We start from the raw sequence: 24,051 nt of genomic DNA, 5'->3' as shown, positions 1-24,051 counted from the left end.
GCCTACTTGAGGTCGATCTCACCGATCCGCTCGGCACCAAGCGCTTCGTGGAGAAGCGCGAATGCCTGTTGTTCGCTGCTCTGCCGCGCGGTCTTCTCGTCGATGATGTCGTCGGTCGGCTCGTCGCCGGGCTCGAAACCCTCGAACCTGGGTTTGCGCTCGGCACCCTTCGCCGGGCCGTCGTAATCCGGGTCGAAGGGGGGCTCACCAGCGAATTCGGGATCGGCTTGTGGTGTTGCCAGCTTGGCTCGGCCGCCCGCCGCGGCCCGCGCCGCCGCCCGCGCCGCCGCTGCGGCGCCGACGCTGCCGGGGGTGGACTTAGCCGGCTTGGTGGCGGTGACAGCCGCACTCACCGTCGCCGTCGCCGTTGCCGCAACGACCGGGCCGGGTGATTCGGCGACTTCATTCCTGGCTTGCGGGACGCTGAATGTCGGCGTCGGCGTTTCCGGCCAGTCACCGTCGCCGTCATCCGCCGATTGGCCGCCGGGTAGTGCGGTTTCCGGCCAGTCGTCGTCATCCGCGGGTTGCACCGGGTTGCGCGTAGTCGCCGTGCTCGATTCGCGCTTCTCCTCCGCGCCCGCGCGGCCGCCGCCGGACGCGGCCGGGCGCCGGGCGGTGCCGTCGTCCGAGCGAGTCGACTTGCTCTCGGCGCCCGGTGCGGTCGCGTGGCGTTCGGCCGCATCCGCGGCGGGCGGCCGCTCGTCCTGCCGCGCCCGCACGTGGCCGTCGGGCCGGCGTCGATCCTGGTCCGCCGCGAGTTCGGCGCGTTGCCCAGGGTTGTCGGCGCCTCGACGATCCGGGGAGGTAGGCCGAGCGCCGCCGGCTTGGGTCGCCCGGGTCTGGCCGGGCCCGAAGTCGTCGTGTTCCGCCGGAGGCTCGACCTCGTCCCAGCCGGAATCGAAGTCGTCGCTTGCCGGCGTCTGCTCCTCGACGGGGTTGCCGGCCCTGCTGGGGCTGGGCCCCCCGGCCTCTCGGGCCGAACGGTCGGACCGCTGCGGAGGGTGTGCCCGGTCCGACGTGAAGTCGTCGGTGCGGGCCGCCTGGTGGTCTTCGTCGGAGCGGTCGCCCGAAGCGCCGCTCTCCCCCTGGCCGCTCGACGAGCGCTCGCGACCGCCGCGCTCCCTGCCCGGCGGCAGGCCGCCCGCCGCTGAGCCATTGCCGCTCGTCTCGCGGCCGCCGGCGACTGACGCGTTGCCGCTCGGCTCGCGTCCGCCGGACGGACGTGCCGCCGGCGGCGGGCCAGCCGCCGCGCCGCGCTGGTCGCCGGCCAGCTCACAGCGAATCTGCCAGCGACCACCGAGGACCTCGTAGATCGCGTCGACGACCGCTTCAGGATTCTCGGCGAGCGTCCGGGCGTGGAAGGCATGCCGGAACGTGAGGACGAGGGTGTCGCCGTCGATGTCGCGGACCGTCGCCTCACTCGCCAGGGCGGCGATCTTCTTGTTGTTGACCCGGACCATGGCGACGATCTCGTCCCAGACCCGGCGCACCGAGGCCGCGTCGAGCGCGCCCGGTGCTGCCGCCTCCGGAATCACCGGCTCAGGCGTCGCGGGATCGGCCATCACTGCCTGCGGAGGCACCCGCCGCGGCCGGCGTTCGCCGTCGTCGTTGCCTGTTACCGCAACCGGCTCGTCAACCAACCCGCCGGGCCGCGGCGCGTCGTTCTCCGTGCTCGCGGCCCGTTCGGTGCGCTGATCCCGGGAGCCGCCACGGGTCGCGGGGTCAAAGTCAGCGTCGGCCGCCGCGAGCGGATCTGCCTCATCCGCAGGCGCGGCATCGCCGCGACGCCCGCCATCCGCACTGTCTCCAGCCGGCCGCGAACCATCGTCACCGCCGGCTTGGTCGTCGGCGTCCACGACCTGGGTGCGGCGCGGGCCGCCGGCGCTGCCGGCTGCCGCGGGATCACCGCCGCCGGGCGCGTTGTCGGTGGATCCCCCATCGCTTCGGCCGGCACCGCCTGGGCCATTCGCGGCCGCGGGGCCGCCATCGCCGCGGCTTGCACCGCCTGGGCCATTCACGGCCGCCGGGCCGCCATCGCCGCGGCTTGCACCGCCCGGGCCATTCGCGGCCGCGGAGCCGCCATCGCCGCGGCGGGCATCGCCCGGGCCACTCGCGGCCACGTTGCCGCTGGGGCCGCCATCGCCGCGGCGGGCGCCGCCGGAGCGGCTTGCCGCGGCGGCAGCCGCAGCCCGCGCGGCGGCCGCGCCGCCGCCGGCCGGCCGAGAGCCGCCACCACCAGCCGAACCGGGACCGCCGTCGTCAGCCGAGCCGGAACCGTAGTTCGCGGCAGGCCGGTGCTCGGCGGTGCCGGCCTGCGGCCGGGCGCTGGCGGCCGACCCGTGCGCAGCGAGCACGGCCGGGCCGGAATAGTCGTCGGCCGCCTCGCCGGGCTCGAAATCCTGGTCGCCCGCGATGGACAGCCGGCGTTCCATCCGCTCGAGGCGCTGCAGCAGACCGGACTCGCCGGTCGGCAGGAGCATGCGTGCGGTGATCAGTTCGAGCAGAAGGCGCGGCGCCGTGGTGCCGCGCATTTCGATCAAGCCGTTGTGGACGATGTCGGCGCTGCGGGACAGGGTGGCCGGGCCCAGGCGCTGGGTCTGCGCGCTCATCCGCTCGAGTTGGTCGGCCGGGCCGTCGATCAGGCCCTTGGCCGCGGCTTCGGGGACCTGCTGCATGACGATCAGGTCGCGCAGGCGCTCCAGCAGGTCTGACGCGAAGCGGCGCGGGTCGTGGCCGGCCTCGGCGACCCGGTCGATCGTCGCGTAGGCGGCGGCGCCGTCTCCCGCGGCCAGCGCGTCGCACATCTCGTCGATCAGCGCGGCGTCGGTCACGCCGAGCAGGGCGGCCGCACGCGGGTAGGTAACGCCCTCGGGGCCGGCGCCGGCGATCAGTTGGTCGAGCACCGAGAGCGAGTCGCGGGCGCTGCCGCCGCCGGCCCGGACGACCAGCGGGAAGACCGCGGGATCGACCTTCACGTTTTCGGCGTCGGCGAGTTGCTCGAGGTAGGGCCGCAGAATTCCCGGCGGAATCAGCCGGAAGGGGTAGTGGTGGGTGCGCGACTTGATCGTGCCGAGGACCTTGTCGGGCTCGGTCGTCGCGAAGATGAACTTGACGTAGTCGGGTGGCTCTTCGACCAGCTTGAGCAGCGCGTTGAAGCCCTGGGTCGACACCATGTGGGCCTCGTCGATCACGTAGATCTTGAAGCGGCTGGCGGCCGGGGCGAAAAAGGCGCGTTCGCGCAGCTCACGTGCGTCGTCGACGCCGCCGTGGCTGGCCGCGTCGATCTCGATGACGTCGATCGAGCCGGAGCCGTCGGGTGCGAGCGCCCGGCACGACTCACAGACCCCACAGGGCTCAGGCGTCGGGCCGCGCTCACAGTTGAGCGAGCGGGCCAGGATGCGCGCGCTGGAGGTCTTGCCGCAGCCGCGCGGCCCGGAGAAGAGGTAGGCGTGGTTGAGCCGCCCACTGCGCAGGGCCTGCGACAGCGGCTCTGTCACATGGTCCTGGCCGATCACCTCGGCGAATGTCCGGGGCCGGTATTTGCGGTAGAGCGCGAGCGCCACGAGTCCCCTCCCAACGGCGTCTAGCCTCTCACGCCGGTCCGACAGGTTGCCCGCCCCATAACGGTGATCCGGGCGCCACCAAACCGCTTGGCAACGCCCGGACATCGGAAGAGGTAGCCGGCGCAGTTGGGGGGTGAGGGGTCTGCGCCGACTGCGCACACATTGGCACACGCACGACAGGCACGGGACGCTCCGGTTGCGTCGTATTTAGGTCATGGCGCATACTCGCCAGCGCTTGACCTGGGGGAAGTAACAGTGACCGAAACCTCACCGCTGGCCGCGCTCGGGCTGCGCCCAATCGAAGAGGCCACCTACCGCGAGTTGGTCGCCAGGCCCGCCGCGACGACGGCCGAACTCGCGGCGGCGCTGGACACCAGCCTGCCGACGACCGACGCCGCCCTGACCAGCCTGCGTGACCTGGGTCTGGCCGCCCGTTCCGGCGGTCGGCACATCGCCAGCTCACCCACCCTCGCGTTGACCCCGCTGGTGAGGCAGCGCCGCGACCAACTGCGCCGCGCGGAGGCGGAACTGGCCGCCCTAGCGGCGCGCTACCGGGCGACGGTCGCCGACCGCGCCTCCGCGGACCTGGTCGAGGTGATCACCGGCGTCGAGGTCATCCGCCACCGCTTCGAGCAACTCCAGCTCACCGCCACCGACGAGGTGCAGGCCCTGGTGACCGCCACGACGCTGGTGGTCGACCCGGCCGACAACGCGGCGGAGGCGGACGCGGTCGGGCGCGGCGTCAGCTATCGGGTGGTGCTCGAACGTGCGCTCCTCGAGCAGGACGACGGGGTGCCCAACGCCACCGCGGCGCTGACCGCGGGTGAAGAGGTGCGCGTGGCCGAACAGGTGCCGATCAAACTCGTGATCGCCGACCGCTCGCTCGCGATCCTGCCGATGGCCGGAGAGGCCGCCGACCTGCCCGCAGCCGTGGTGGTGCACCCGAGCGGCCTGCTCGACGCGCTGCAGGCCCTCTTCGACACGACCTGGGAGCACGCCTGGCCGCTCTGCCTGGGCCCGGACGGCGGGCTGGCCGACCAGCGCCCGGCCGGCGCGCTGCTCCCCCTCGACCACCAGGTGCTCTCGCTGCTGCTCGCCGGGTTGACCGACCGCGCCATCGCCTCACAGCTGGGCATGTCGATGCGCACGGTCCAGCGCCGCGTGCAGCGAATGATGGAACTGGCCGGTGTCCGTACGCGGATGCAGCTCGGCTGGCACGCCGCCCAGGCCGAGTGGTCGTGAGGCGGAGCCGGCGCCAGAGATGGAAAGGCCCCTCGTGCACCCGTCAGAGCCCGCTTATCCTTGCTGCCTTCCGGCCCTGGGGAGGTTCACAGGTTGTACGCCGCACGAGGGGTGCCCTTAGCCTACCCGGAACGACCCGTCGCCGGGTTTGGGGTGGCCTGGATCGCTCCGGACCGACCTGTATCCTGTGCGACGGAGGATTCGCCTAGAGGCCTAGGGCGCACGCTTGGAAAGCGTGTTGGGTTAACACCCTCACGAGTTCGAATCTCGTATCCTCCGCGCGTTTCTCAGTCGCGAACTTCTCAGTAGGGTCGGTCCGTCGCGGGCCGGCCCTCCTTCCTTTCCCGGCCCCACCACATGGGGAGGCGTCGTGGGGCAACGGGGCGACGTGATGGCGGCGTTGGCGACGGCCGTGCTCGAGGTCGAGCGGCCGCACCCGGTGCGCGTGGCGATCGACGGCTGCTCGGCGGCCGGGAAGACGACACTCGGCGACGAGCTCGCCGAGGCGGTGCGGGGGCGCACGGCACGCGAGGTGATCAGGGTCGGCATCGACCACTTCAAGCGCGCGGTCGCGGCCCGCACCAGGTTTCCCACCGACTCGCCCGAGAGCTATTACCTGGACTCGTGGGACAACGACGCGATCCGCGACGAACTGTTGCTCCCGCTCGGCCCGGGCGGAACCCGCCGCTATCGCAGCGAGCTCATGGATCTTGCCGCCGTGACGATGCTCGACGGACCGATCCGCAGCGCGGACCGAGACGCCATCATGATCGCCGACGGCTGCTTCCTGCAGCGGCGGGAACTCGACGAGCACTGGGACTTGCGGATCTTCGTCGACATCTCGTTTGACGACGTCTTGCGCAGGGGCATCGCCCGGGACCAGGCGTGGATGGCGGGCCCCGAAGAGGCGGAGCGGCGATATCGCACCGAGTATCTGCCGGGCGAGCGCCTTTATCTCGACGACGTGCGGCCATCTGAACGCGCGCAACTGGTTGTCGACAACCGCGACTTCGCCGCACCCCGACTGGTCGACCAGCGGCGCCGCTGACCGCTCGGCGCCACGTAAGCCCAGGTCAAGGCCCACCCGCTCGTACACACGTTCTATCCACACGCTGTGGATAAACCTGTGGATAACGGCTACGTTGTGTGCTGGGGAGGTCACATGAAGCCACGGTTGGTCCCTCTGATCATCGTTGCGCTTGCCCTCTTCGCGCTCCTCGCGGGGTATGCGACCGATCGGCAGCCGTCGCCGGCCTACGCGTCGAACACGAGCACGGCCACCGCGGCCCACACGGTCGACTTCGAAGGCGTCGGCGACGTGCACCTCGGCCAGCGCGACGCGGACCTGACCCGGGTCGGCGCCCTTGCCCACCCCGCCGCCGCCTGCGGCCCGACCCTGACCACCACCAGCGCGGCGGACCCGGTCTTCGCCGATGGCCGGCTGGTGCTGCTGTGGGCGCACACCCCGCTCACCACGCCGGAGGGCGTCGGCGAGGGCACGCCGCTGACGACCGTGCGGTCGACCTATCCGCAGGCCACCGCCATGGCGACACCGGCCGGCAGCCATCAGTTCGACGGGCTGATGGTCACCAGCGGCGACCGGGCCTATCTCTTCATGCACGACGGGCACACCGTGCGGAAGGTCGTCGTCGGCTTCGCCGAGCCCGTGCGGCGGCTTTTCGCGCACGGGGTCGGGAACTGTTGAGCCGAGCCACCAGGTCAGCAGCGCGAGACAGCCCGCCAGCAGGCGCAGGTCGAGATCGCCGTCACCCGCACCCGCCGACCGCCGGATCGGCTCGGCGAGCCGGGCAAGCTCGCCCGGCGCGGCGAGGGCCGCTTCGACCCGGCGCAGCAGCTCAGGTGTAGCCCGTCGATGACCGTTTTCCACTCTGGACAGATGGCTCTTGTCGCACGGCACCCGCGCGGCCAGGTCGGCCAGGCTGAAGCCACGCTCCAGCCGCAGCTCGCGAAGTCGTAACCCTAACGTCGGCATTGCCCATCACCCCGTGAGTCGAATGGGTTCGTCGGTGTCAATGCTGACCGGTGGGTCCGACGATTCTGGGGTTGCGAAGGTTGCCGCTCGGATTTGTCAACGCGGCAAGAGACCCGGTTTCCGGGAAACGGTGCAGACCCGCCGATTAACGTGGCGAATTGAGGTGTCGGAGGGGAGTGTCATGGCCGACCAGGCAGCACCCGCGAGGAACCCGTCCAGCCCGTTCGCCTCGGCCCGCGGCCACCACGTCGCCGTGCGTGTGCCCGACTACGCCGAGGCCAAGAGCTGGTACGCCGAGAAGCTCGACTTCCGCGTCGTCGCCGAATGGTCCTGGGCCGGCCTGCAGCTCGCCTACCTGGCGCCGCCCGATGACGACGACTTCTACGTCGAGCTGTTCGGCGGCGGCAATCCGGATCCCGGCACCTACTACACGAATGTGATCGACAGCCTGGAGCGCCCGAGCTATCACCATTTCGCGCTCCACGTCGACAGCGTCGACGACACCCTCGCCGAACTCGACCGGCGCGGCGTCACGATCTTCGGCAGGCCGTTCGACCTGAAAGAGATCAATAGCCGCCTGGCCCTGATCGGCGACCCGTGGGGCAACATGATCGAACTCTCGGAGCGGCTCGGCTAGGAACCGCCGGCGGGCGACCGAGACCGCACAAAGCGACGCCGGGCCCCAGCAGGGACCCGGCGTCAACGGCGGTGGCGGCGGGATTTGAACCCGCGGAGGGCGTAAACCCTCACACGCTTTCGAGGCGTGCTCCTTAGGCCACTCGGACACGCCACCGCCGATGAGATTACCCGACCCCCGGGCGGGGTTCCGCGCCGGCACCACCACGGCGGACGACACCCAGTGCGACCTGGCAGGATCGCCGCCATGAGTATTCACATCGGGGCGGAGCCCGGCGACATCGCGGAACGCGTCCTCATGCCCGGCGACCCGCTCCGGGCGAAGTGGATCGCCGAGACCTACCTCGACGACGCCAAGTGCTACACCCAGGTGCGGGGCATGCTCGGCTACACCGGGCGCTGGCAGGGTGTCGAGGTCTCGGTCCAGGGCTCCGGCATGGGCATGCCCTCGGCCTCGATCTACGCCCACGAGCTGATCAACGACTACGGCGTGAAGACGCTGATCCGGGTCGGCTCCTGCGGCGCCCTCTCCGAAGACCTGCGACTGCGGGACGTGATCGCCGCCAGTGGCGCGTCGACCGACTCCAACATGAACCGCGCCCGCTTCGACGGCCTGATCGACTACGCCCCGGTCGCCGACTTCGGCCTGTTGCGCACCGCCGTCGAGATCGCCGAGCGCCGCGGCGTCGAGATGCGCGTCGGCCCGATCCTGGCCGCCGACGCCTTCTACACCGACCGCCCCGACCTCTACGACTCCCTGGCCGACTACGGCGTCCTCGCGGTCGAGATGGAGTCCGCCGCCCTCTACACGATCGCGATGCGCTTCAAAGCGCGCGCGTTGACTGTGTTGACCGTGTCGGACCACATCAAGACCGGCGAGAAGACCACGTCGCAGGAGCGCGAGCAGACCTTCGGCCAGATGGTGGAGATCGCCCTCGACACGGCCATCGCCTGACGACCGCAGCAACCGCACGAACCGCACGAGCCGCACGAGCCGCACGACAAAAGAGACGCGCACCACAACAAAATTAACGACCGGTCGGTCGGTTAATCCATTAAGTTGACCGAGTGACCATCGACGGCCGGATCGCGCGTGGCGACCGCACCCGAGCGGCGGTGCTCGACCGCGCGGTCGCCCGCGCCACCGAAGACGGCCTGGACGGCCTCTCGCTCGGGCAACTCGCCACCGATCTGGGCGTCAGCAAGTCCGGGCTGTTCGCACACTGGCGATCCAAGGAAGAACTCCAACTCGCCACCATCGAGCAGGCCCGCGAGCAGTTCCTCGAGCACGTGGTGCGGCCGGCGCTGAAGGCACCGCGCGGGATCCGCCGCCTCTGGTCGCTGCACGACCACCGGATCCGCTTCTACGAAGACCGCCACCTGCCCGGCGGCTGCTTCTTCGCCAAAGTCCAGTTCGAGTTCAGCGTCCGCCCCGGCACCGTCCGCGACCGGCTGACCGAGCACTTCGCGATGTGGTCGGAACTGGTCGAGGGCCTGGCGCAGCAGGCCGCGCGGTCCGGCGAACTGCGCGACGAGACAGACACCCGCCAACTGGCGTACGAACTCGAATCGTTCGCCCTGAGCGCGGTGCTGCTTTCCCGCATCAAGTCGCCCGAGCCGACCTACCACTACGCGCGCCGCGCCGCCCGTGACCGCCTGCGCACCCTCGCCACCGATCCTGACCTGTTGCCGGAGGCATGAAACCCATGACAACCGTGCTGGAGTACGGCCACATCGAGCGCGTCCGCATCCACTACGACGACCTCGACGCGATGGGGATCGTGCACAACGCCCGCTACGCGCTGCTGCTCGAACGCGCGTTGACCGCCTACTGGGAGGAACGCGGGTTCAGTTTCGCCGACGGCCGCCCGACCCTGCCCGACAGCTTCCACGCGGTCGTCGAGTTCACCATCGGCTACCGGCTGCCCATCCGGGGCACCGGCGACGTGGCGATCCACTTCTGGCTCGACTCGTTCGGCCGCACCAGCGGCGTCTACGGCTTCCGGATCACCTCGGCCGACGGCACGACCACGCACGCCGAGGGCCGCCGCACGATCGTCCGGCTCGACCCCGACACCATGCGGCCCACACCCTGGACGCAAGCCGCCCGCGATGTTGCCGCAAGCCTGATCAAGCCGGCGCTACCGGGCCCGGAAGAAGCCGCGTAGCAGGTCGGCCGCCTCAGCGGCCAGCACACCGCCGTACACCTCGGGTCGGTGGGTCAACCGCCGGTCCCGCACCACGTCCCAGAGCGACCCGATCGCACCGGTCTTCGGCTCCCACGCGCCGAAGACCACCGTGGACACCCGGGCCAGCACCAACGCCCCGGCGCACATCGTGCACGGTTCGAGCGTGACGACCAGGGTGCACCCCTCCAGGCGCCAGGTGCCGAGCCGCTCCGCGGCGCGCCGCATCGCCAGGATCTCGGCATGTGCGGTCGGGTCGCCGGTGAGCTCCCGCTCGTTGTGCCCCACCGCGAGCTCGTTGCCGGCCGCGTCGAGCAACACCGCGCCGACGGGGACGTCGGCGGAGGCCGGGTCGCCGGCGGCGACGGTCAACGCCCGCCGCATCCATTCCTCGTGGCGGTCGCGCCGTGCCGACGTCACGCCTCCCGGAGCTCCTCGATCTCGTCGCCGCAGCCGATCGTCTGGCAGATCTCGGCGGTGACATCGGCGGGCAACAGGCCCTCGTGGGCGCACAGCTCGAGCAGCCGCCGGGCCGACACACCCAGGTCGGCGAGCAGGTCGGCATCACCCACGGGGTCGGCATCGGGGTCGGCGGCCGGCTTGTCGGGATCGGCATCGGCGCTGCGCTCGACCACCTCGTCGATCTCGATCGCCGGCGCCTTGATGTCGCCGACCAGCAGGGCGCCGAGCCGCGACTCGTCGGCGAACGCCGAGTCGGACCCGAAGATCCGTAGGTCTTCGCCCTCGTCGAGGCGCAGCACCACCAGATAGGTGTCGTCGGACTCGACGAACAGCAAGGAGATGTCGGCGTCCAGGTCGGCGTCGCGAAGACGGTCGGCGACCTCTTCGACGTCGACAACGCCGTTCAGGTTGACCTCTGCGGCGGTCCAGCCGGCCGAACCGCGGAGTGCGGCTGCAGCGAAATACGACACGGCGGATTCCCCCAATTGACCCCCGGTGGCGCGCGGCCGCCGCCGTGCACCGGCGTTTTCGGTGTGAACGTGACGGTAGCCGGTCAGGCCGCCGGTGGCTCGGCCAACGCCCCGAGGAGGGACGTGTCAGCTGGCCAGACGGCGACGGGATGCGATCAATTCACGGAGCCGGTCGCCCTGAAGCCGTCGCGGCTGGGTGCGCTCCCGGACCGACTTCGCTCCCGCGAGTTCGGCCAGTAGCTGCATCCGGCGGCGACTGCGCTCAGGATCCAGCCGCTGCACTTTCCAAGCCATGGCGGCAGCGTCTCCGATGCTCGAGCCGTTAGTCAAGACCGGTCGCACAGTGAAGCGATTCCCTTACCTAGCGCGGCATCGCGACCACGTGAGGTCGCGAAACGAACACGAGATGTCACCAGAGAGGCCAGTTGCCATGGGTGGCCCAGGTGACCCCGACCACCACCGCCGCGATGCTCCAGCCGAGCCCGGTCGCGGCCGCGACGCCGACCGCCACACCGCGGTCACCGGCCCGGGCCAACAGGGCCGCCACCAGCCAGGCGATCGCACCGGCCAGCAGTGTCCAGTAGGCGTAGCCCCGGACACTCGAGTCGACCACGCCGAACGCGAGCAGCCAGACCGCCCCGGCACCGGCCCCGGCGGCCACCGCACCGCCCCGCACGGGGTGCGGCTCGCGGTAGGTGGGCCGGGTCCGCGCCGAGGGGAACAGACCCGATGGCGGCGTACGAGGTGTGCCCGCGGGCGGCATTGCCTGTTGCGTCACCGGCAACCCCCTCTCGAACCCTGCGGCTAGCGTACCGAGCGTCGCGACCGTCCGGCGCCGTCAGCCGAACTGCGCCAGCCGCGCCCGCGACGCGCCGCGGATCGTGGTGAACGCGCCGCCGGCGACCATCTTGTGCAGCGTCGGGCTGGCCGCCATCGTGAAGACCCCACTCGACCCGTTGCCGTCGGCGGCCCAGGGCAGCAACGCTCCGCCCGACTCCTTGGCGGCCGCCAGCTTGATCCGGCGGGTGTTGCCGTCGATGCAGGTGCCGTGGTCACCGGTGCGGGCCGACTTGCACACCGCGTCGTAGTGGCCGCCGACGTAGACGACCTTGTCGAGCACCGTCACCGCCTGCGCGTCGCCGTCCATGGTCAGCGTCCAGCGGCCGACGCCGGTGGTGGTGAACGCGCCGAGCCGACCGCCCGGGCCGCCCATCGCGGCGTAGACGCCCGAGGCGCCGACCGCGATCGCGTGCACGACGTCGCTGGCCCGCGAGGTGAACCCGGTGTCGACCGCACCGGACCAGGTGAGCGCCGCGAGGTGCCGGGTGCCCCCGGCACCGTTGATCGCGCCGAACTTGCCGCCGACGTAGATCCGCTTGCCGACGGTGACAACCGATTCGACCGTGCTGTCGGCACGCGGCCGCCAGCCCGCCACCGGGGTGCCGGTGTTGGGGTCGAACGCCGCGAGGCGGGAGATCCCCTGCCCGTTGAGGCTCGTCATCGAGCCACCCGCGTAGAGCCGGCCGTTGGCCACCGCGAGCCCGTACGGCATGCCGGTCAACGACTGCTTGAAGGAGTTGTGCACCGCCCCGCTACCCGCGTCGAGGCGGGCCAGGCCGTCGCGGCGGGCGCCGCTGATCGCGGTGAACGCGCCACCGACGAAGACCGCGCCGCCGGAGACCGCGATCGCGCGAACGGTGCTGTCGGCCGCCGGCGCCCAGGGCAGCAGCGCCCCGGTGCGCGCGTTGACCGCGGCGAGCCGGCTCCGCGCAACGGTCCGCCCGCCGGCCGTCACGCTGGTGAAGTCGCCACCCACGAAGAGCGTGTTTCCGGAGTACGCCGTCGCGAGCACCAGTCCGTTGAAGGTGGGCAACGGATCCGGCGTCCCAGAGACCACCGCCGCCCAGGCCGGCGACGCCGACAGAAGCACCGCGGCGGTAGCGGCGGCGGCGGTGAAAAGTCCGGCGAGTCTGCCCCGAAATGTCACGGAAACACCGTAGCTGGGTGCCTGTCCGTTTTGGCAGATCCGACCCGCGAAACGCGACGGGCGCCGACCCACCGGCACCTTGCGCCGCAAGGCCTCCCGGTGTGCGAGAGTCGCTCGCGTGGACATCGCGGTGATCGGGTTGGGTCTCATCGGCGGATCCGCGCTGCGCGCGCTCGCCGCCCATGGGCACCACGTGTTGGGCTACGACGCCGACCCGGCCACCCGGGGCACCGCGCGCACCGCCGCCGCCCGCGCACCCCAGAACGCCCGCTGGCAGGTCACCGGCACGATCCGGGACGCCGTCGCGGGCGCCCGCCTCGTGATCGTCGCGGTGCCGTTGCCCGCAGTGCCCCGAGTGCTCGACGAGATCGGCGCGGCCGGCTACACCGGTCTGGTCACCGACGTCACCTCGGTCAAGACGCCGGTGCGGATGCTGGTCGAGCAGCGGTTGAAGGGCCCGCATCAGCGCCTTGCCGGCTACGTCGGCGGCCATCCGATGGCCGGCAAGGAGAGTTCCGGGTTCGTCGCGGCGGACGCCGAGCTGTTCCGCGACTGCGCCTGGGTGCTCTGCCTCGAGCCGGGCAGCACCTCGCTCGGCGACTGGCTCGACCTCGCCGAACTGGTCATCGGGTTGGGCGCCCGGGTGGTGCCGGCCACGGCCGAGGAGCACGACCGGGCCGTTGCCACCGTCAGCCACGTACCCCATCTGCTGGCCACCGCCCTTGCCGCCGCGGCCGCCGACCCGCTGGCGGGAGCCCTGGCCGCCGGGTCGTTCCGCGACGGCACCCGGGTTGCCGCAACCCGGTCGGAGCTGATCGCCGCGATGTGCGGCGGCAACGCGCCCGCGGTCGGGCCGGCGCTCGACGGCATCATCGCCGCGCTCCAGCAGGCGCGCGCCGCGCTCGACGCGCCGGACCCGATGACCGCGCTGCTCCCCTGGCTCGCGCCGGGTCACGCAATGCGGGCCGGTTGGCCGCCCGTGCTCGCCGCGCCGCTCGACATCCCCGCCCGGCCCGACGCCCTGATCAGGTTGGGCCGCGCCGGCGGCTGGGTGCGGGCGGTGTCCGCCGACCGGTCGACGGTGACCGTCGTCAGACCCGCTCCCCTCGATCAAGGCGGACCACTCGACGATCTGTGACGATCGCCGTCACCAGGTCGTGCGGTGTCACGTCGAACGCCGGGTTGACCGCCGGCACCCCGGCCGACACCTCGGCACCGTCGCGGTATTCGATCTCGACGTCGGCACCGCCCGCCGTGCCCGCGTCCACGGTCGACTCCGGCGCCACGACCACGAACGGGATGCCGGCGCGGCGGGCGCCCAACGCGTGCGCGTAGGTGCCGACCTTGTTGACCGTGTCACCGTTGCCGCAAATCCGGTCGGCGCCCAACACCACCGCGTCGACCTGCCCGCGCGCCATCAGGAACGGTCCGGCCGAGTCGACCGCCACGCGGAAGTCGATGCCGGCCTGGCTCAGCTCCCAGGCCGTGAGGCGGGCACCCTGCAGCAGCGGCCGGGTCTCGCTGGCGATCACCGAGCCGAGGTGGCCGCGCCGGTGCAACTCGACGACGGCGCCGAGGGCGGTGCCGCCGACGACCGCGGCGAGCGCGCCGGTGTTGCAGTGGGTGAGCACCCGCGCCGCCGGACCGCACAACTCGGTCAGCAGGTCGGCACCCCGGGTCGCCATCGCCGCCGACGCGGCGATCTCCTCGTCGCGCACCGCGTCGGCCTCGGCGAGCACGGCGTCGAGCCCGAGCGGCAACAGCGCCGCGGCCCGCTCGGCGCCGCGGGCCAGGTTGACCGCCGTCGGCCGCGCTGTCGTTATCCGGTGTACGGCGGCCCGCAGCAGGTCGGCGTCGCCACTGTGCTGCTTGGCGGCCAGCGCGACCCCGTAGGCACCGGCGACGCCGAGCGCGGGCGCACCGCGTACGGCGAGTGATTGGATCGCGTCGACCAGGTCTTCGACCGTTGCCAGCCGGCGCACCTCCAGCCGACCCGGCAGCGCTGTCTGGTCGATGATCTCGATGGTCCCGTCGACCCAGTCGATCGTGCGCATGACTTCCACGCTAGCCGGGGGCGGTGGCCGCGCCGATCGCCAAGTAGGTTCGGAGCGTGACGACCCAGCGTGACCCCGTAGCCGATCTTCGGCGCATCGCGTTCCTGCTCGAACGGGCCAACGAGGCGACCTACCGGGTCCGGGCGTTCCGCTCGGCCGCCAAGACGCTGAGCGCCCTGCCCGCCGACGAGGTCGCGCAACGCGCCGCCGCCGGCACGTTGACGGAGTTGCCCGGCGTGGGCGACGTGACCGCGCGCTGCGTCACCGAGTCGCTGGCCGGTGAGGAACCGGTCTACCTGCGCCGGCTCAACGCGACTGAGGGCGTCAACCTCGACGACGCGGCGGCCGCGTTGCGATCGGCGTTGCGGGGCGACTGCCACACCCACTCCGACTGGTCCGACGGCGGCTCCCCGATCGAGGAGATGGCGCTGGCCGCGGTCGAGTTGGGTCACGAGTACGTGGTGCTCACCGACCACTCCCCGTCGCTCAAGGTGGCGCGGGGGTTGACCGCCGATCGGCTACGGAAGCAACTCGACTACGTGGCCGCCGTCAACGAGGCGCTGCCGGCCGGGTTCCGCATCCTGACCGGCATCGAGGTCGACATCCTGGCCGACGGCTCGCTCGACCAGGAAGACGAGTTGCTGGCCCGCCTCGACGTCGTGGTCGCTTCGGCACACAGCGGCCTGCGCGACGAGAGCGCGAAGATGACCCGCCGGATGCTGCGGGCGATCGAGAACCCGCACATGGACGTGCTGGGCCACTGCACCGGCCGGATGGTCGCCAACCGCCCCGCCGGCGCCGAGGGCCCCGGCGACCGGGGCCACCGCAAGCGCCTGCGCCCGCCGTCGGACTTCGACGCGGCGGCGGTCTTCGCGGCCTGCGCCGAACACGGCAAGGCCGTCGAGATCAACTCGCGCCCCGAGCGCCAGGACCCGCCGAAGCGCCTGATGCGCCAGGCCCTGGAAGCCGGCTGCGTCTTCACGATCAGTACCGACGCCCACGCACCCGGCCAACTCGACTGGCAACGCTTCGGGTGCGAACGCGCCGCCCTCTGCGGCGTCACCGCCGACCGGGTCGTCAACACCTGGAAGGCCGACCAGCTCGTCGATTGGTCCGCCGGCCACGAGCGGTGAGCCACGGTCCCGGGCTTCGCCGGGACCAGCCATCTCAGCCCTCGCGGCACCCAGCGGCCGACCGCGAACCCGCCGGCGACAGCAACCAGCCACCCAACGCGAACCCGCCGGCGACAGAGCAAGCCAGCCAGCGCGAACCCGCCGGCGACAGAGCAAGCCACCCAGCGCGAACCTGCCGATGACGGGAGCCAGCGGCCGAGCGCGAACCTGCAGTCCGGCGGACCGCTCGCGACCGCAAAGCGGGCGGCGACCGGCCGGCGCACAGGCCGCACCCACCAACCGGAGCCCGCGACGCAGCCCGGTGCCGGCGCCTACCGCGGCCGCCGGCTAGCGGCTGGCTGGGCGAGAGTCGACGCGCTAGGCCCGTTCGACGGCCAGTTCGCTTTGCGGCGTGACCGGGGCGGGCTGAGGGCGTTTGCGACGGCCGATCAGGCCCTGGGCCACCGCCACGCCGAGGAGGACGATCAGCGCCCCGACGGGCTGGTGCCAGGTGATGTGTTCGTCTAGGGCGAGCACACCGATCACCACGGCGAAGACGGGGATCAGATAGGTGACCATCGACGCGGTGGTGGCGCCGACCATCTTGATGTTGCGCATGTTGAGCACGAAGGCCAGGCCGGTGCCGACCGCGCCGAGCGTCAGGATGCTGGCTATCGCCTTCAGGGACAGGTCGTTGACCGGGGTCGGCGCGCCGACGGTCAACGGCGCAACGATGGCCAGCGCGACCGTCGCCGTGATGAGTTGGCCAGCCGCCAGGGAGATGCCGGACTCGCTGCGGTCGCTGACGAAGCGTTTCGTGTAGGGGATGGCCACCGCGTAGCAGGCCGCCGCGGCGATGCACATCAGCTGGCCGGTGAACTGGGCGCCGCCCAGCCCCTCCCAGACACCGAGGACGACGAGCACGCCGGCAAAACCGATCAGCAGGCCGACCGCGCGGCGCGCGGTCATCCGTTCGGTGCGGAACAGGTAGACCGCGAGCGGCAGCACCAGCAGGGCCGTCGTGGCGTTCCAGATGCCGGCCAGCGAAGACGAGACGCGCTCCTCCCCGTACCCGAAAAGGGTGAAGGGCATCGCCGTGCCCACCACGCCGGTGACCGTCAGGTGCAACCAGAGGCGTGGGTCGCGGGGCAGCCGGTCGCGGGTCACGAGGATCACGACGAGCAGGGCGAGCACGCCCGCGAGCACCCGACCGAGCGTCACGTAGAGCGGGTGCAGCTCGGCCACACCGACCTTGATGAACAGAAAGCTCGAGCCCCAGATAACGCCGAGCAACAGGAAGCCCGGAAGCCAGGCGCGGTGGTCGGCCTTGTTAGGACTGGTTGCGGTGGTCACTCGTGACACTCTGCCGCATGGGTACGACAAGAATCGCGCGGTTTTCCGACGTGGCCCTCGACCCCTCCCTACACCGCGCCCGCAGCCCGAAAATCGTCTGACCCATGCCTTAGGGTCGAACCCGTGGGACGAATCGATGACCTCGCCAACCGCTACGTCGACGACTGGGCACCGCTCAACCCGGCAGGTGCCACGTTCGTGGGCATCCAAGGCTTCGACGACCGGTTCGAAGACCTGTCACCCGACGGCTTCGCGGCCGGCGCCGACCTGACCCGGCGCACGCTCGCCGAGCTCGCCACGACCGAACCCGAGACCGAGTCCGAGCGGGTCGCCAAAGACGCGATGCAGGAACGACTGGGGCTCGAGCTGGCGCGCTACGACGCCGGCGAGGTCACCAGCGAGCTCAATGTGATTTCCAGCGCACTGCACGGGCTGCGCGGCGCGTTCGACCTGATGCCGACCGACGGCACCGAGGCCGTCAGCAACATCGCCTCCCGGCTCAACGCGTTCCCGCGGGCGGTCGAGCAGCTCCAGGTCACCCTCCGCGAGGCCGCCGCACAGGGCCACGTCAGCTCGCGCCACCAGATGATCGAGGTGGCCAAGCAGTGCGACATCTGGACCGATCCGGCCCGCGACAACTTCTTCCACGCCCTCGCCGGGCGGCTCGACGCCGACGGCGCGCTGCGGACGAAGCTCGAGCAGGGCGCGGCCGCGTCCACCGCCGCCACCCAGGCGTTCGGGCTCTTCCTTCGCGAAGAGCTGGCCCAGTTCGGCCGTGACAAGCAGGCCGCCGGGCGCGAGCGCTACCAGCTCGCCTCGCAATACTTCCTGGGCGCCAAGGTCGACCTCGACGAGACCTACGCGTGGGGCTTCGAAGAGCTGGCCCGCCTCGAGTCCGAGATGCGCACCGTCGCAGCGCGGATCGCCGGCTCAGGTGCGTCGATCGACGACGCGGTGCACGCGCTCGACGCCGACCCGGCCCGGCGCATCGAGGGCAAAGAGGCGTTTCGCGACTGGATGCAGAGCCTGGCCGACAAGGCGATCGCCGAGCTACACGGCACCCACTTCGACATCCCTGAGCAGGTCCGGCGCATCGAGTGCATGCTCGCGCCGACCAGCGACGGCGGCATCTACTACACGGGCCCCAGCGAAGACTTCAGCCGCCCGGGCCGCATGTGGTGGGCGGTGCCCGCGGGGATGACCGACTTCGCGACGTGGAAAGAGGTTACGACCGTCTACCACGAGGGCGTGCCCGGTCACCACCTCCAGGTCGCGCAGACGGCCGTCCGCACCGAGCTCCTCAACCGCTACCAGCGGCTGCTGCTGTGGGTCTCGGGTCACGGCGAGGGCTGGGCGCTCTACGCCGAGCGCCTGATGGACGACCTCGGCTACCTGGCCGACCCGGGCGACCGCCTCGGCATGCTCGACGCACAGGCCTTCCGCGCCGCGCGCGTGATCGTCGACATCGGCATGCACCTCGAGCTCGAGATCCCGCGTGACAACGCGTTCGGGTTCCACCCGGGCGAGCGTTGGACCCCCGAGCTGGGCTGGGAGTTCATGCGGGCGCACTGCCGCGTGCAAGACGACGTGCTGCGCTTCGAGCTCAACCGCTACCTGGGCTGGCCGGGCCAGGCCCCGTCCTACAAGGTCGGCGAGCGCATCTGGCTCCAGGCCCGCGACGACGCGCGTGCCCGCAAGGGCGCCGACTTCAACCTCAAAGAGTTCCACCGCCAGGCCCTCGACCTCGGTTCGATCGGCCTCGACCCGCTCAAGGCCGCCCTGGCCCGCCTCTAAACAGGCAAATTCGGCTGTGCCGGCCCCGCGAGGCCGGCACAGCCGATGTCACCGCCGGCTATGTCGAAGCGGGCGGGAGCGACTCGTCGAGCGTGGGCGCCTGGAGGGTGTCGCACGCGACGTAGGCGAGTTGGATCTGCGGGTCGGTGAACTCGATCTTGGGCACGGTCAGCGGGATGCCGTCGGGTGGGATGGGTGATTCCGGCGTCAGGGTGAGCTTGACGCCGAGGACGGGGATCCGACCGACGAAGCGGGTCGCGTAGAACGCGACGTTCCCCTTCACCACGAGCGGGTCGCTCTTGATGAGCAGCGGCCGGCCCTCGCCCTGCGGCACGCGGAGAGCGAAGTCATCGACCCGCGACCGGCTCATCGTGAACTTCAAGACCTTGATGTCACCGGCCGCGGAATGGAGGGTCGCGATGCCGGCGATGTTCAGGTCCCACATGGTCAGCTTCGAGCCGGTCAGCAGCGACGGGTGGCTGTTGACGTCGGGCAGGCCCTGGTCGCCGAGCATCGGCAGCGTCGGCTGATCCGCGTGGTCTTCGGCGGACGCCGCCGCTCCCCGCGAGCAATCGCCCGCGTTCGGTTTCGGCTTCGTGGGTGCCGTCGTGGTCTTCGACGGTGACGGCTTCACGGGCGGGGTCGGCGCGGGCGTCGGTTCGGTCGCGCCCTCCTCTTTCCCCGAATCGCCGTCGAAGAGCCCGGTGATGCCGTTGACGATGCTCCCGAGGAGCCCCTGCTTGTCCTCTTCCGACCCGCTGGTGGTCGGCGTCGGTGTGGGCGTGGCGGCCGGTGGAGCGGCTGGCACCTGCGGCTTGTCGTCACCGCCCGGCTTCGACGCGGTGGCGGGCGGCTTCGGGCAGGGCGCGGCATACGCCGGCGTACTGAGGCGAAGGCCCATCACGCCGGTCAGCCCGAGCACGAGGAGAAACCCGATCACCGTGTAGAACCGCGGACTCTCCCGCCGCGGCAACGCCGCCGGATCCGTGGGCGGCACGTCCGAGGACGTGCCATCCGCGTCACCCGCCTGCGCCGGCACACCGGCGGACGATCCGGGCACGTCCGCGGATCGTTCCGGTCCGTCGGACGCCGCGCCCGCCTGGCCACCCGGACCCATCGACCCGTCAGCGGACGACTCAGCCGTCGGCACAGGCTCGTGGGCGGGCGGCGCTGTCACGTCGGCGGAGTGAGCCGGCCCGCTGGCGAGCGACCCGTCCGCCTCGGACGGGCGCTCAGGCCCGTCGGTCTCGGAGAAGCCGGGAACCAGGTTGCCGGACACCGGTTGCTCCGCGGTCTCGTCGACCTCGCGGTCCTCCGGACCGGGCTGCGTCGGGATCGCCGCGGGTGTTGCGGCAACGACCGGCGTCCAGCCGAAGACCAAGCCGGCGCCGATGATGCCCAGGATCAGGCCCAGGAAGAAGCCACCCAGGTTGACGCCGATCAACGAGAAGACCGCGGTGACGGCACCCACGATCGCGTAGAACATGCGTTGTTGCGGTGTTGCCCAAGCCAGCACACCGCAGGCCACCAGGATCGTGGGGATCACCCAGGACAGGAACCCGGTCGGGCCGAGCTGGAAGCTCAGCCCGCCGAGGCTCAACTGCGTGGAGAGGAAGATCTCGGTACCGCTGAGGAGCAGCAGCAGCCCGCCCCAGAATGGGCGACTGCGGCGCCAGCGGCCGAAGCCGCGCCAGGTCCGGCCCGCGAAAGAGGGCCGGACGTGGGACGCGCTGGGGTTGCTCATCGTCAGAAACATTCCTTGGCGTCTGCGCCGACGTTGACCTTGAGGCGCAGGCCGGTGAGGGTGAAGGTGCCGGCGGTCGTCGACCACGCCACCTGCTGGAGGTCGTTGATGACGACCCGGTCGGCCTGCTGGCCGAACGAGCCCGTCGCGCCCTTCGCCGACGCCGGGCCCTTGTTGAGCGTGCCGGCGTCGCGACCGATCTCGATGTTGGTGAACGTCGCGTCGCCGTTGAGCTCGGTGAGGTCGAGGAGCAGGTTGCTGGCCCGCGCCGGCTTGCCGTTGCCGCCCGCGTTGATGGTCAGCACCACCGGAGCGCCGGGAACCTTGACCGACTGGCACAGGTTGGTCAGCGTCGCCTTGTTGATGCCGGAGACCGCGACCGGGTGCGCGTTGCCGTTGCCGTCCTGCACCGCACCGCCATATTGGACGAAGCCGTCGCCCACCAGTTTGTCGGCCGAGACCTTGAAGGTCTGGCCGGACACCGCGAACGACGCCGCGATGGCGCCGTTGGCCATGCCGAAGACGATGAAGCCGGCAGCGGCCAGCGCCGGCAGCGTGAGCGCGGCGAACCGCCGCCAGCGGGTCTTTCCCCGCGTTGTTTCAAGGGGTTCTGACACGGTTCCTCCTACGCGCGTTACTCACTGGTAACCCAGAACGGACCGATGGTGCTCCTGTGCGACCGAGGTCACAAGGTGTCAGTTACCGGGGAGTAACCGCGTCACGCCCGCAACGCCACCGATTGCGATCAAGGACCGGGCCGCGAAAACCCACAAAGAGCGACAGAACATGCCGGCGTACGGACGCTGCGTTACCAGTAATCGACGTGTCACGATTTGATAACAACACGGTCCGCCAACGTTTGGCCTTAGGCTGCACGGCGTCATGACTGCGTCAACCCGCCCAGAGGCCGCACCGGCACCGACGACCGGGCGGCGGATCGCGGCCGCCGGTGCCGCCGTCGCCATCGCCGGCGCCGTGACCAACGCACTCGGCTACCTCGTGCCGGTGATCGGCGCCCGGCAGCTCACCAGCGCCGACCTCAGCGTGCTGGCCACCGTGCTCGGCCTGACCGCGATCGCCTCCGTTCCGGGCCTCGGCCTGCAGATCGCGATCGCCGTGCACCGGGCCCGCAACGGCGCCGCGTCGACCAGCCGGATCAGCGTCACGACCGCCGCGGTGTCCGCCGGCGCCCTGGCCCTGCTGGCCCCGCTGCTGGTGCCCGTGCTCGATCTGCCGGCCCGCTACACGCTGCTGGCCGCCCTGGCCACGTTGCCGACCGTGTTCGCCGGCCGCTGGCTCGGCGAGTCGCAGGGTGACGAGCGGTTCCTGCGGCTCGCGGCCGGCATGGCGCTGCTCGCGGTGGGCCGTTACGGCGGCCTGATCGCCGGCCTGGTCGCCGGAGCCGGTCTGACCGGGTCGCTGATCGGCAGCGCCGCCGTCGCCTGGCTGACCTTGCCGGCCATCGCCGTGCTCGGCCGCGGCGGCGTGCCCCACGTCGCCGACGCCATCCGCGGCCGTGAGGTGTTGACCGCCTGCTCGGCGACGCTGGCCATGCTGGTCGCGTCCTATGCCGACCTGCTCCTCGCCCGCCATCTGCTGGCCGCGGACGCCTCCGGCGCGTACTCGGTCGGCACGGTGTTGACCAAGGGCGCGCTCTGGGCACCCCAGGTGGTCACCGTGCTCGCGCTGCCGAGGCTGGCCCAGGGCAGCCGGCGCGCGCTGCGCACCGCGCTGCTGCTGGTCGCCGCCAGCGGCGCCGTCCTGGTCGCCGCGTCGGTCTTCGCCGGCGGGTTCGCCTTCGCCCTGGCCGGCGGCGCCGACTACACCCACCTCGGCCGCTACGCGCCTGTCTTCGCCGCGACCGGCGCCCTCTACGCCCTCGTCTTCGTGCTGCTCAACGACCGGGTCGCCACCGCCACCCGGTGGGCCTCGGCGCCCGTCTGGGTGGCGGTCGCCGCCCTGTTCGTGGTCGCCGAGTTCATCGCACCGCACACCCTCACCGGTGTCATGTGGAGCGCCCTGGGCGCCGCCGCGGCCGCGCTGGCGCTGAGCGCGGCCGGCAGACTACGACGATGACCACACACATCGGCAGACCACGACGATGACCTTCGACATCCGCGAAGAGACCGGCGACGACACCGGTGCCGTCCACGCGATCCACGCCGCGGCGTTCGGCGGTGACCGGGTGCCGCGCCTGGTCACCAGGTTGCGGCAACACCGGGCAGCGCTGCCGCCGCGCGGCTTCGTGGCCACCGTCGACGACGAACCGGTCGGGCACGTCCTGCTCACCGCCTCCTGGCTCGACGCGCCGCGCGAACTGGTCGACGTGCTGGTGTTGTCACCACTGGGGGTATTGCCGCAACACCAGCGCCGCGGCATCGGCACGCTGCTGGTCGCGCGGCGATCGAAGAAGCCGACAAGGCCGGCGCTCCCCTGCTGTTCCTGGAGGGCGACCCCGGTTACTACCGGGAGCGCGGCTTCCACGAGGCGACGCCACTCGGTTTCCGCAAGCCGAGCCTGCGCATCCCCGACGCCGCTTTCCAGGTGATCAAGCTCAGCGCGTACGAAACCTGGATGACGGGCACCCTCGTCTACGCCGAGCCGTTCTGGGCCCTCGACTGCGTCGGCCTACGCGGCGACGATCTTCACGACTGACAGGTCGAGCACCAATACGAGTTGCGCCCGGCCAGCCCGGCCCGCGACACCGCGGTGCCGCAGATCAGGCAGGGCTGACCGGTGCGGCGGTAGACGTAGACCTCACCGCCGTGCCGATCCACCCGGGGCGGCCGTCCCATCGCCTCCGGCATGTGCGCGCTGTGCACCGTGTCGATCCGCCCGAGGGCCACGCCCTCGGCCATCAGCGCGCCGAGGTCCGCCCACATCGACCTGACCTGCTCGGCCGACACCGACCGACCCGGCCGGGTCGGCGAAATCCCGGCCCGGAACAGCACCTCGCTGACATAGACCAGGCCGGCACCCGCGATGATCGATTGATCGAGCAGCAACGCCGCGATCGCCGTTGGGCTGCGCACGATCCGCTCCACCGAGGCGGCCGGCAACTCCGGGGAGCGCAACGGATCCGCGCCCAGCCGGGCCCGCAACGCGGCCACCTCGGCCACGGTCAGCACCGAGCAGTCGGTCGGCCCCCGCAGGTCGAGCCAGTGCCCACCGCCGACCACCCGCATCCGCACCTGTCCCACCGGCGGTGCCGGCGTGCCCGCCCCATCGGTCACCGTGCCGTAGAGCCCGAGGTGCACATGCACCGACAACTCGCCCGAGTAGTGGTGCAGCAGATGCTTTCCGTAGGCCTCGGTGTCGCACAGCAGTCGACCCGACAGCAGCGCCGCGCCGGCGGCGAACCGACCCTGTGGGCTGGTCAACTCGACCTTGTGCCCGGCGAACAACTCACGATGCCGGGCCGCCAGCCGATGGATCGTGTGACCTTCCGGCATGCG

Annotated in this window: 22 protein-coding genes, 2 tRNA genes, 1 other RNA gene and 1 pseudogene; 13 read left to right on the top strand and 13 right to left on the bottom strand. The window is 71.5% G+C overall.

Annotated features, from left to right (window positions below):
• Positions 1 to 2 precede the first annotated feature (2 nt).
• Positions 3 to 3,563: a DNA polymerase III subunit gamma and tau gene (locus AB0J74_RS32460; protein ID WP_363454827.1), complete on the bottom strand. Its 3,561-nt coding sequence runs from the start codon at positions 3,561 to 3,563 to the stop codon at positions 3 to 5.
• Between the two features lie 255 nt (positions 3,564 to 3,818).
• Here AB0J74_RS32460 and AB0J74_RS32455 point away from each other — a divergent pair, with 255 nt between their 5' ends.
• Entirely contained in the window at positions 3,819 to 4,805 is a 987-nt protein-coding gene (locus tag AB0J74_RS32455) for a helix-turn-helix domain-containing protein (RefSeq protein ID WP_363454824.1), read from the top strand.
• A gap of 23 nt (positions 4,806 to 4,828) precedes the next feature.
• Here AB0J74_RS32455 and ffs read toward each other — a convergent pair.
• Positions 4,829 to 4,919: signal recognition particle sRNA small type (ffs, locus tag AB0J74_RS32450), an RNA gene on the bottom strand.
• Between the two features lie 80 nt (positions 4,920 to 4,999).
• Between ffs and AB0J74_RS32445 the strand changes: the two genes are divergently transcribed.
• The 3 genes from AB0J74_RS32445 to AB0J74_RS32435 all read left to right on the top strand — a co-directional run bounded on the left by AB0J74_RS32445 (position 5,000) and on the right by AB0J74_RS32435 (position 6,510).
• Positions 5,000 to 5,084: transfer RNA gene (locus AB0J74_RS32445), tRNA-Ser, on the top strand.
• Between the two features lie 91 nt (positions 5,085 to 5,175).
• Positions 5,176 to 5,853 carry a uridylate kinase gene (locus AB0J74_RS32440; RefSeq protein ID WP_363454822.1) on the top strand — a complete coding sequence of 226 codons (678 nt, stop codon included), beginning with the start codon at positions 5,176 to 5,178 and terminating at the stop codon, positions 5,851 to 5,853.
• Between the two features lie 114 nt (positions 5,854 to 5,967).
• Entirely contained in the window at positions 5,968 to 6,510 is a 543-nt protein-coding gene (locus tag AB0J74_RS32435) for a hypothetical protein (protein WP_363454819.1), read from the top strand.
• Between the two features lie 111 nt (positions 6,511 to 6,621).
• Here AB0J74_RS32435 and AB0J74_RS32430 read toward each other — a convergent pair.
• Positions 6,622 to 6,798, bottom strand: a pseudogene (locus tag AB0J74_RS32430) (helix-turn-helix transcriptional regulator); the annotation flags it as partial.
• Positions 6,799 to 6,979: 181 nt separating this feature from the next.
• Here AB0J74_RS32430 and AB0J74_RS32425 point away from each other — a divergent pair.
• Positions 6,980 to 7,435, top strand: coding sequence for a VOC family protein (locus AB0J74_RS32425; protein WP_363454816.1), 456 nt, complete (start codon positions 6,980 to 6,982; stop codon positions 7,433 to 7,435).
• 69 nt (positions 7,436 to 7,504) lie between these two features.
• Here AB0J74_RS32425 and AB0J74_RS32420 read toward each other — a convergent pair.
• A tRNA-Ser gene (locus AB0J74_RS32420) sits at positions 7,505 to 7,591 on the bottom strand.
• 90 nt (positions 7,592 to 7,681) lie between these two features.
• On the opposite strand from AB0J74_RS32420, the gene deoD reads away from it, so the two are divergent.
• From deoD to AB0J74_RS32405, 3 genes are all read left to right on the top strand, one after another.
• Positions 7,682 to 8,389, top strand: coding sequence for a purine-nucleoside phosphorylase (deoD, locus tag AB0J74_RS32415; protein WP_363454813.1), 708 nt, complete (start codon positions 7,682 to 7,684; stop codon positions 8,387 to 8,389).
• A 113-nt stretch (positions 8,390 to 8,502) separates the two neighbouring features.
• Complete coding sequence (locus AB0J74_RS32410; RefSeq protein ID WP_363454810.1) at positions 8,503 to 9,135, top strand: TetR/AcrR family transcriptional regulator; 633 nt, start codon at positions 8,503 to 8,505, stop codon at positions 9,133 to 9,135.
• Positions 9,136 to 9,140: 5 nt separating this feature from the next.
• On the top strand, positions 9,141 to 9,602 hold the full coding sequence (locus AB0J74_RS32405; RefSeq protein WP_363454807.1) for a thioesterase family protein: 462 nt from the start codon (positions 9,141 to 9,143) through the stop codon (positions 9,600 to 9,602).
• Here AB0J74_RS32405 and tadA read toward each other — a convergent pair.
• The 4 genes from tadA to AB0J74_RS32385 form a co-directional block, all read right to left on the bottom strand.
• Positions 9,576 to 10,040, bottom strand: coding sequence for a tRNA adenosine(34) deaminase TadA (tadA, locus tag AB0J74_RS32400; RefSeq protein WP_363454805.1), 465 nt, complete (start codon positions 10,038 to 10,040; stop codon positions 9,576 to 9,578). The genes AB0J74_RS32405 and tadA overlap by 27 nt on opposite strands.
• Positions 10,037 to 10,552, bottom strand: a complete 516-nt coding sequence (locus AB0J74_RS32395) for a tRNA adenosine deaminase-associated protein (protein WP_363454802.1) — start codon at positions 10,550 to 10,552, stop codon at positions 10,037 to 10,039. The genes tadA and AB0J74_RS32395 overlap by 4 nt, the downstream gene beginning before the upstream one ends.
• A gap of 409 nt (positions 10,553 to 10,961) precedes the next feature.
• Positions 10,962 to 11,315 carry a hypothetical protein gene (locus AB0J74_RS32390; RefSeq protein ID WP_363454959.1) on the bottom strand — a complete coding sequence of 118 codons (354 nt, stop codon included), beginning with the start codon at positions 11,313 to 11,315 and terminating at the stop codon, positions 10,962 to 10,964.
• 75 nt (positions 11,316 to 11,390) lie between these two features.
• On the bottom strand, positions 11,391 to 12,539 hold the full coding sequence (locus AB0J74_RS32385) for a hypothetical protein (protein WP_363454799.1): 1,149 nt from the start codon (positions 12,537 to 12,539) through the stop codon (positions 11,391 to 11,393).
• Positions 12,540 to 12,657: 118 nt separating this feature from the next.
• On the opposite strand from AB0J74_RS32385, the gene AB0J74_RS32380 reads away from it, so the two are divergent.
• Entirely contained in the window at positions 12,658 to 13,677 is a 1,020-nt protein-coding gene (locus AB0J74_RS32380) for a prephenate dehydrogenase/arogenate dehydrogenase family protein (RefSeq protein ID WP_363454796.1), read from the top strand.
• On the opposite strand, the gene mtnA is transcribed toward AB0J74_RS32380, so the two are convergent.
• The gene (gene mtnA, locus AB0J74_RS32375) at positions 13,631 to 14,593 is read right to left on the bottom strand and encodes an S-methyl-5-thioribose-1-phosphate isomerase (RefSeq protein ID WP_363454793.1); all 963 of its coding nucleotides are present in this window, start codon (positions 14,591 to 14,593) and stop codon (positions 13,631 to 13,633) included. The two genes, AB0J74_RS32380 and mtnA, sit on opposite strands and share 47 nt — an antisense overlap.
• A gap of 56 nt (positions 14,594 to 14,649) precedes the next feature.
• On the opposite strand from mtnA, the gene AB0J74_RS32370 reads away from it, so the two are divergent.
• Positions 14,650 to 15,726 (top strand): PHP domain-containing protein, encoded by a 1,077-nt coding sequence (locus AB0J74_RS32370; protein ID WP_363454790.1) that lies wholly within the window; start codon positions 14,650 to 14,652, stop codon positions 15,724 to 15,726.
• 357 nt (positions 15,727 to 16,083) lie between these two features.
• Here the strand turns inward: AB0J74_RS32370 and AB0J74_RS32365 are convergent, their stop codons facing one another.
• Positions 16,084 to 17,058, bottom strand: a complete 975-nt coding sequence (locus tag AB0J74_RS32365) for a DMT family transporter (protein ID WP_363454787.1) — start codon at positions 17,056 to 17,058, stop codon at positions 16,084 to 16,086.
• A 123-nt stretch (positions 17,059 to 17,181) separates the two neighbouring features.
• On the opposite strand from AB0J74_RS32365, the gene AB0J74_RS32360 reads away from it, so the two are divergent.
• A complete protein-coding gene (locus AB0J74_RS32360) occupies positions 17,182 to 18,852 on the top strand; it encodes a DUF885 domain-containing protein (RefSeq protein WP_363454784.1) in 1,671 nt (556 codons plus the stop codon).
• Between the two features lie 58 nt (positions 18,853 to 18,910).
• Here the strand turns inward: AB0J74_RS32360 and AB0J74_RS32355 are convergent, their stop codons facing one another.
• Positions 18,911 to 20,596 carry a DUF6114 domain-containing protein gene (locus AB0J74_RS32355; RefSeq protein ID WP_363454781.1) on the bottom strand — a complete coding sequence of 562 codons (1,686 nt, stop codon included), beginning with the start codon at positions 20,594 to 20,596 and terminating at the stop codon, positions 18,911 to 18,913.
• A gap of 2 nt (positions 20,597 to 20,598) precedes the next feature.
• Positions 20,599 to 21,213 (bottom strand): DUF6230 family protein, encoded by a 615-nt coding sequence (locus AB0J74_RS32350; protein WP_363454779.1) that lies wholly within the window; start codon positions 21,211 to 21,213, stop codon positions 20,599 to 20,601.
• A 265-nt stretch (positions 21,214 to 21,478) separates the two neighbouring features.
• On the opposite strand from AB0J74_RS32350, the gene AB0J74_RS32345 reads away from it, so the two are divergent.
• Together AB0J74_RS32345 and AB0J74_RS32340 are read left to right on the top strand one after the other, a co-directional pair.
• Positions 21,479 to 22,672, top strand: coding sequence for a polysaccharide biosynthesis protein (locus tag AB0J74_RS32345; protein WP_363454776.1), 1,194 nt, complete (start codon positions 21,479 to 21,481; stop codon positions 22,670 to 22,672).
• Between the two features lie 25 nt (positions 22,673 to 22,697).
• A complete protein-coding gene (locus AB0J74_RS32340; protein ID WP_363454773.1) occupies positions 22,698 to 23,144 on the top strand; it encodes a GNAT family N-acetyltransferase in 447 nt (148 codons plus the stop codon).
• Between the two features lie 97 nt (positions 23,145 to 23,241).
• Here AB0J74_RS32340 and AB0J74_RS32335 read toward each other — a convergent pair whose 3' ends face one another.
• The gene (locus AB0J74_RS32335) at positions 23,242 to 24,048 is read right to left on the bottom strand and encodes a zinc finger domain-containing protein (RefSeq protein WP_363454770.1); all 807 of its coding nucleotides are present in this window, start codon (positions 24,046 to 24,048) and stop codon (positions 23,242 to 23,244) included.
• Between the last annotated feature and the right edge of the window lie 3 nt (positions 24,049 to 24,051).

Source organism: Asanoa sp. NPDC049573, from assembly GCF_040676615.1.
Classification (GTDB): domain Bacteria; phylum Actinomycetota; class Actinomycetes; order Mycobacteriales; family Micromonosporaceae; genus Asanoa.
The sequence above is the reverse complement of the archived record's forward strand: the minus strand, read 5'-3'. Positions and strand labels throughout refer to the sequence as shown.

What these genes read in the sequence shown, in the direction of transcription:
- AB0J74_RS32390 (WP_363454959.1), bottom strand. Translation starts at nt 11,315, where the DNA reads ATGCCGCCCGCGGGCACACCTCGTACGCCGCCATCGGGTCTGTTCCCC.
- AB0J74_RS32405 (WP_363454807.1), top strand. Translation starts at nt 9,141, where the DNA reads ATGACAACCGTGCTGGAGTACGGCCACATCGAGCGCGTCCGCATCCAC.
- AB0J74_RS32335 (WP_363454770.1), bottom strand. Translation starts at nt 24,048, where the DNA reads ATGCCGGAAGGTCACACGATCCATCGGCTGGCGGCCCGGCATCGTGAG.
- AB0J74_RS32355 (WP_363454781.1), bottom strand. Translation starts at nt 20,596, where the DNA reads ATGAGCAACCCCAGCGCGTCCCACGTCCGGCCCTCTTTCGCGGGCCGG.
- AB0J74_RS32345 (WP_363454776.1), top strand. Translation starts at nt 21,479, where the DNA reads ATGACTGCGTCAACCCGCCCAGAGGCCGCACCGGCACCGACGACCGGG.
- AB0J74_RS32340 (WP_363454773.1), top strand. Translation starts at nt 22,698, where the DNA reads ATGACCTTCGACATCCGCGAAGAGACCGGCGACGACACCGGTGCCGTC.
- AB0J74_RS32435 (WP_363454819.1), top strand. Translation starts at nt 5,968, where the DNA reads ATGAAGCCACGGTTGGTCCCTCTGATCATCGTTGCGCTTGCCCTCTTC.
- AB0J74_RS32425 (WP_363454816.1), top strand. Translation starts at nt 6,980, where the DNA reads ATGGCCGACCAGGCAGCACCCGCGAGGAACCCGTCCAGCCCGTTCGCC.
- mtnA (WP_363454793.1), bottom strand. Translation starts at nt 14,593, where the DNA reads ATGCGCACGATCGACTGGGTCGACGGGACCATCGAGATCATCGACCAG.
- deoD (WP_363454813.1), top strand. Translation starts at nt 7,682, where the DNA reads ATGAGTATTCACATCGGGGCGGAGCCCGGCGACATCGCGGAACGCGTC.